We start from the raw sequence: 684 nt of genomic DNA on the forward strand, positions 1-684 counted from the left end.
CGCTCTGTTGACCGTGCGGGCGAACCTCGACTGGCTGGTCACCGTCAAGGGTGGGCACTACGTCGCCGTGGTGAAACGCAGCCAGCCGACGTTGTACCGGCGGCTGGCCGTGCTTCCCTGGACCGAGATCCCCACCGTGTTCACCGAACGTGACCATGGTCATGGTCGGGACGAGACCCGCACGGTCACGGCCGCGACCGTGACCTTTCTCGATTTCCCGCACGCTGTGCAGGCGGTCCGGATCAGCCGCTGGCGGCGGGTCACCGGCCATGCCGCCAGCAGGGAGACCCGCTATGCGATCACCAGTCATTCCGCGGCGATGGCCGATCCCCGGATGCTGGCAGCTCTCGTCCGCGGGCAGTGGACCATCGAGAACCGCAGCCACCACGTCCGCGATGTCACTTTCCGCGAGGACGCCTCGACCCTACGGGCCCGTAACCTGCCCGCGAACCTCGCGACTATCCGCTGCGCCATCATCAACCGGCTCCGCCGGGCCGGGTCGCGTTTCATCCCCGACGGCCGTCGTGACCACACCCGGCCCACCGAAGCGCTCGACCTTCATGGATTTCCTTGACGCGCAGCCACCGGGAACGAACCCGACCAGCCAGCCGTCCCGATCACATCGGGCGCATCAGACCAGAACCAGCCAAACCCCAAACTTGCCGGAGCCCTGGGATTTGCCGA

1 protein-coding gene is annotated in these 684 nt (G+C 67.3%); it reads left to right on the plus strand.

The window, feature by feature from the left end:
- Positions 1–574 (plus strand): ISAs1 family transposase (locus tag AC08OO_RS23095; protein WP_476619084.1); only part of this gene is annotated, 574 nt, incomplete at its 5' end.
- Between the last annotated feature and the right edge of the window lie 110 nt (positions 575–684).

It is taken from the genome of Frankia sp. CeCAU1 (genome assembly GCF_977971845.1).